4 protein-coding genes and 1 pseudogene are annotated in these 5,800 nt (G+C 58.9%); 1 reads left to right on the top strand and 4 read right to left on the bottom strand.

Annotated features, from left to right (window positions below; all coding sequences use genetic code 11):
- The 4 genes and pseudogenes from PQR42_RS45200 to PQR42_RS45185 form a co-directional block, all read right to left on the bottom strand.
- Nucleotides 1-77 (bottom strand): annotated as a pseudogene (locus tag PQR42_RS45200) (electron transfer flavoprotein subunit beta/FixA family protein); the annotation flags it as partial.
- A gap of 72 nt (nucleotides 78-149) precedes the next feature.
- Nucleotides 150-1,409, bottom strand: coding sequence for an MFS transporter (locus PQR42_RS45195; protein ID WP_408387418.1), 1,260 nt, complete (start codon nucleotides 1,407-1,409; stop codon nucleotides 150-152).
- A gap of 113 nt (nucleotides 1,410-1,522) precedes the next feature.
- Nucleotides 1,523-2,677 (bottom strand): acyl-CoA dehydrogenase family protein, encoded by a 1,155-nt coding sequence (locus tag PQR42_RS45190; protein ID WP_408387419.1) that lies wholly within the window; start codon nucleotides 2,675-2,677, stop codon nucleotides 1,523-1,525.
- 51 nt (nucleotides 2,678-2,728) lie between these two features.
- A complete protein-coding gene (locus tag PQR42_RS45185; protein ID WP_408387420.1) occupies nucleotides 2,729-3,571 on the bottom strand; it encodes an IclR family transcriptional regulator in 843 nt (280 codons plus the stop codon).
- Nucleotides 3,572-3,907: 336 nt separating this feature from the next.
- Between PQR42_RS45185 and PQR42_RS45180 the strand changes: the two genes are divergently transcribed.
- A complete protein-coding gene (locus tag PQR42_RS45180) occupies nucleotides 3,908-5,131 on the top strand; it encodes a CaiB/BaiF CoA transferase family protein (protein WP_408221375.1) in 1,224 nt (407 codons plus the stop codon).
- Nucleotides 5,132-5,800: the final 669 nt, after the last annotated feature.

Below are 5,800 nucleotides of genomic sequence, written 5' to 3'. Positions count from 1 at the left end.
ACGCCCGTGCCGTCCGACTTCACCCGGACTTTCACGTTGTAGTCGACTACGCGCTTTACTGGCACCAGAATCTTCATAAAATCCCCAATCAACAAATATGCCGCGGCCCGCCAAGGCTGAGCAGGTACGGCCGCGGTCGGTCGTTACGGTCACGCACTCTGCGGATCGTAGAGCTTCTCCCTGATGAAGAGCGCGGGCACAAGACCACAAAGAAAGTAGGCTCCGCCCATGACCAGAAAACCGAGGCCGATCGTTCCGTTCGTTGCAAGGAAGCCAATCGCGGCAGGGGCGATCGCCGCACCGGCACGTCCCAGGTTGTATGCGCCGCCGACGGCCGAGCCGCGAATGCGGGCCTCGAAACTTTCGGTCATATAAGTCGCGTTCACGCCATACGGCATTCCGTAAAGGAGACCAAAAAAGGTCATCAGATAGACAATGTTTCCGGGCGTGTGCCACAGCACGATCGCCGGCAAGAACACCGCCGCACCGAATGCGCCGAATGCGAACACCGCTCGCCGGCCAAACTTGTCCGCGAGCCAGCCTGCCATGATCTTTCCGAGGATCATCGCGACATAGGTGCCGACCATATAGCTCGTCATCGACGAAAAGTTCAGATGCAGTTCCTTCTCCAGGTAGGTCGGCATCCAGTTGCTGACACCGTAGTAGCCGAACTGCAACAGACCTGCCGTCAGCGACCACAGCATGAACATGCGACGGTGAGCCTGATCGCCGAAGACGAGCTTCATCGTACCCGTACCCTTCTCTTTTCCGACGGCCTCGCCGCGACGACGCGCATCCCGCGAAGCAAGGTAACTCTCCGGCTCGGGAACAATACGCTGCATGATCAACGCAAGGACGACTGGAACGATCGAGATGAAGAAGAGATAACGCCAGCCGAACTCGGGCAGAATCCAGGCGGCCAGAACAGTTGCCACGACATAGCCCACTGACCATCCTGCCTGTAGCGTGCCGAGGATCGTCGAACGAAATCGGGTAGGCGAATATTCGGACATCAATGTATTGCACGCGACGTACTGTGCGCCGAGCCCAAGCGCTGCAATGAAGCGAAAGGCGGCGAACTGTGAGAAGGTGTGCGTGAAGCCGAGTGCTGCCGTACCAATCGAAAACACCGCGATAGTCCACACCACCGTACGAACGCGGCCGAAGCGATCACAAGCCCATCCGCCGTAGATGCCGCCGATCGCCATGCCCGCGAGCGTGATGCTACCGAGCGCGCCTGCTTCAACATTCGAGAGCCCGAATTCGCGCTTGAGACTCGACAGGCTATAGGACAGGAACATCAGGTCGGCTCCGTCGACCATCAGACCGAGAAAAGCAAACACAAACGCCGCGATCCATACGCGATCGTGGGCGATCAAGCCTTGCTGGCTAAACGAATTGATTTCCATCTACTCTCCTCCATGCGACAAACATGCCGCAAGCGCTCTCTGGTGCTTTTACGGCAAACGATTTGCGGTGATCAGTCACCGCACACTTCCCTATTTCGACACAGCGGCAGCGATCAGATACTCGCGCTGCGTATCATGTTTCGCGCGATGACAAGTTGCTGAATCTGGCTCGTGCCTTCGTAGATGCGGAACAGGCGCACATCGCGGTAAAAGCGTTCGATCGCATACTCGGAGACATATCCCGCGCCGCCGTGAATCTGTACAGCGCGATCGGCTACACGGCCACACATCTCCGAAGCGAACAGCTTGCAGCACGATGCCTCCGTGGATACGTCCTCCTTGTTGTCACGGCGGCGAGCCGCGTCGAGCACCATCGAACGGGCGGCGTAGATCTCCGCCTTGCTATCGGCGAGCATGGCCTGGACAAGCTGAAATTCGCCGATCGGCTTGCCGAATTGCTGCCGCTCCATCGCGTAGTGAAGCGCATCGTCGAGCATGCGTTCATCCGCGCCAACGCAAATCGCAGCAATGTGCAGACGCCCTTTGTCCAGCACTCTCATGGCGGTTTTGAAGCCAGTTCCCTCGATACCACCGATGAGGTTTTGCGCAGGCACACGGCAGTTTTCGAAGATGACGTCACACGTATGCGCGCCCTTCTGCCCCATCTTTTTGTCGATTTTCCCCAGCGATACACCGGGGCTGCCTCTTTCGACGATAAATGCGGAGATGCCGCCCGCGCCTCTGACATCGGGATTGGTGCGAGCCATGACGGTAAAGATGCCGGCTTCGGGTGCGTTCGTGATGAAGCGCTTGGTGCCGTCGATGACATAGTGGTCACCGTCGCGCACGGCCCGCGTAGACAGTGAAGCGGCATCCGAACCGGAACCCGGCTCGGTCAGCGCGAACGAGGCGATGAGTTCACCCGACGCGAGCCGCGGCAGATAGTGTTGCTTCTGTTCTGCCGTTCCATCGATGATGATTCCCTGCGACCCGATACCAACATTGGTGCCGAACAAAGAGCGAAAGCATGGCGACGTTTTCCCGATTTCAAACGCCACAAGCACTTCCTCTTCCATCGTGAGCCCGAGACCACCATATTCCTCGGGGATGGAAAGGCCGAAAAGCCCGAGTTCGCGCATCTGCGCAACGATGTCAGCGGGAATCTGGTCTGTTTCCGCCACTTCATCCTCGGCGGGGACGAGCCGCTCGCGCACGAAGCGCGAAACTGCGCCGAGAAGGAGGATTAGCGTTTCATGGTCACGGATCATCTGTATTCCTGATTCCAGCAGGGCGCTTCGTTCGAGCGCCCCATGTGTCGTTCATCGCCGCCCTATGGCGGCACCTAAGCGTTGCACCAGGTCCACGAGGCGTGGACCAATGTCGTTTTCCAGCGTATCCCGGCTCATCACGAATGCCGGACCGCCGCAGTTGAAAGCCATGCGCGTGCCATCGGGTGCCGTGAACGGCGCGCCGACGCTTGCAATATCCTTGTCCCATTCGCCCACCGAAAGGCAGAAGCCGCGTTCCTCATAGTCCTTCACTGCCTGATCGATGCCGCGCTTGATGCGCGGCCAGTCCGATTCGTCCTGAAGACGCACTTGCTCGAGCACCTCGTTGCGCTCTTCCTCCGGCGCCGCTGCAAGGTACGCCCGTCCAATCGACGTCGTCGCGAGCGGCAAGCGGACGCCGACGGCACGCATTACCGTAATCGGCGCGCTGCTGCGCACCCACTCGATGTAGACGATCGAGAGGCGGTCACGAACCCCGACGGCCACCGATGCGCGCGCATACTCGGCAAGCTCCTGCATGAACGGGCGCGCGACATCGCGGATGTCCAGATTCGACAGCATCGAATAGCCAAGCGAAAGAACACCGGTCCCAAGGCTATATTTCCCGAGTGACTCCGAGTAGCGCAGATAACCCAGCTTCGCGAGCGTGCCCGCCAATCGCGACACGGTTGCTTTCGGCAGACTCGTGCGACGAGCCAACTCCGACAACCCCAGATAGCGCTCCCCAGGGCCGAAGCACCGCAGCACCTCGAGTCCCCTTGCTAGCGCGGTCACGAACTGCCGATCCGTGCCCGCCTCTTCGTCGAAACGCGCCATGTCACGTTGCTCATACGGTGGGACCGATGATCCCGCCGCGTTCTTCGTCTTCGACATGGCTGCACTCTGCTCCTGCTCTCCTGAACCCTTCCTTTTGCCGAATCCTGTCATGGTGAAAATCTCCGTGTCAAACATTTTCGAATTTCGGTCCGCACAGCGGACCATTTTGAAACGATCGTGCAATTTTGCATGGCAAACCGGATAGTGCGGCGAAAACGCTAACAATATTGCATATGCATGGGCAATTGCGACCGAACGCGCCACCGATGTAACGGTGTTTACATTCCGCACCGGGTCCGTTACTGTGCGAATCAGTTCAGATTCTATCTCGTCGGTCCGCACAGCGGACCAAACAGAAACACCCGAATTACCTTCGACTTCAGGATGACGTTCATGTCCAGCGCACTTTCACACCTTCGCATTCTCGATCTGTCCCGCGTCCTGGCCGGCCCCTGGGCGAGTCAAACGCTGGCGGATCTGGGCGCCGAAGTGATCAAGATCGAACGTCCCGGCACGGGCGACGACACGCGCGGCTGGGGCCCGCCCTACCTGCACGACCATGACGGCAATGCCACTGGCGAGTCCGCTTATTTCCTGTCGGCGAATCGCGGCAAAAAATCGGTGACGCTGGACATTGCGACGCATGAAGGACAAGCCATCATCCGCAAGCTGGCGCAACAGTGCGACGTGTTCATCGAGAACTACAAGGTCGGCGACATGGCACGCTACGGGCTTGCGTACAGCGATCTGCGCGCCATCAATCCGCAGCTCATTTACTGCTCGATAACGGGCTTCGGGCAAGACGGTCCGCTCTCGAAGATGGCCGGTTACGACTTCATCGTTCAGGCCATGGGCGGATTGATGAGCATCACCGGTGAGCGGGACGAACTACCGGGTGGTGGTCCACAAAAGGTCGGCGTAGCGTTTGCCGACCTGATGACGGGCATGTATGCAACCGTCGGCATCCTGGCCGCACTGGCGCATCGTACCGAGACGGGCGAAGGCCAATACATCGACATGGCCTTGCTCGATGTGCAAGTCGCGGCAATGGCGAACATGAACCTCAACTACCTGGTATCGGGAAAGACGCCGAAGCGCGAGGGCAATGCGCACGCGAACATCGTGCCTTACCAGGTGTTCAAGGCCAAAGATGGGCAAATCGTGCTGGCAGTCGGCAACGACGGACAGTTTCGCAAATTCTGCGAGATTGCGGATTGCGCACACCTGGCAACCGATCCGAAATTTGCGACGAATGCAGCACGCGTGATGAACCGTGAAATGCTCGTTCCAATGATTCAGGAAATCCTGGTCACGCGCACGATCGAGCAGTGGGTGACGCCGCTCGCGGCCGCGGGCATACCTTGCGGACCGATCAACGACATCGCGCAGACGTTCGCACACCCACAGGTCCAATACCGCGGTATGCGGGTGGATTTGCCCCATCCGCTCTCGGGCAGCGCGCCTGGCGTGGCGAATCCGATCCGGATGTCAGCGTCGCCGATCCAGTATCGAAGTGCGCCGCCGACGCTCGGGCAACATACCGATGATGTGCTGGTATCGCTGTGTGGGATCGATGCGGATGAACTCGGTGAGCTGAGGAGAAAAGGCGTCGTTTGACACGCGCCCGATGCAGGAAGCTCCCCCGCTGAAGAAGTCGTCGACCGGGTCCCTGGTGGGTCCCGCTCGATATGAAACTCCAGACTTTCAAGCCACGGATCCGAGAGGGCTCCGGATAGTAGTGCGCCGCTCAATGTCGAGTTCTTCCTGGGTAGTCGCTCGTGGTCCAGGGCCGATAGTCACCATGCTTTGGCCAACGTCGGACAACGCGTCACTGTCCTGATACTGTCCATTGCCGGCGATCCTTGCACGGCGCTCCATTCGCGACGGCATCGGCGACCCGCCCGGCCCGAAACACCTTACTGTCCGGTAAGACCTTGCCGGCATGATCTGTTCGTCGAGCGCATACCCACCTGCCCAGAAAGCCACGTTCTTCAAGACTGTTGTTTAAATATTCCAGCGGATCGTGTGGGCTTTAGAGCACGTGGTAAACACGGTTGGCAGGATGATCCTCGTTGTCCGACAAATGAGACTCCTATTTTCTAGAGTTCTCCGCGTGTGGAAATGTTCTCCTCCATTCGTGCAAAAATTCGCAGACGTGTTGTATCAGGCCGCATCTTCCGTCGACTGACCGCTAGCGGTACTAGAGGCGACCTGTGAGCGTCCGGGGAACGCAAGAAGCCAATGTCGCTTCATGGCCGCATGCTGCCCGATGCGTTTTGCCTCATG

The sequence above is a fragment of the Paraburkholderia sediminicola genome, assembly GCF_046027355.1.
In the GTDB taxonomy this organism is placed as follows: domain Bacteria; phylum Pseudomonadota; class Gammaproteobacteria; order Burkholderiales; family Burkholderiaceae; genus Paraburkholderia; species Paraburkholderia sediminicola_B.
This window is presented reverse-complemented; position numbering and strand designations above follow the sequence as displayed.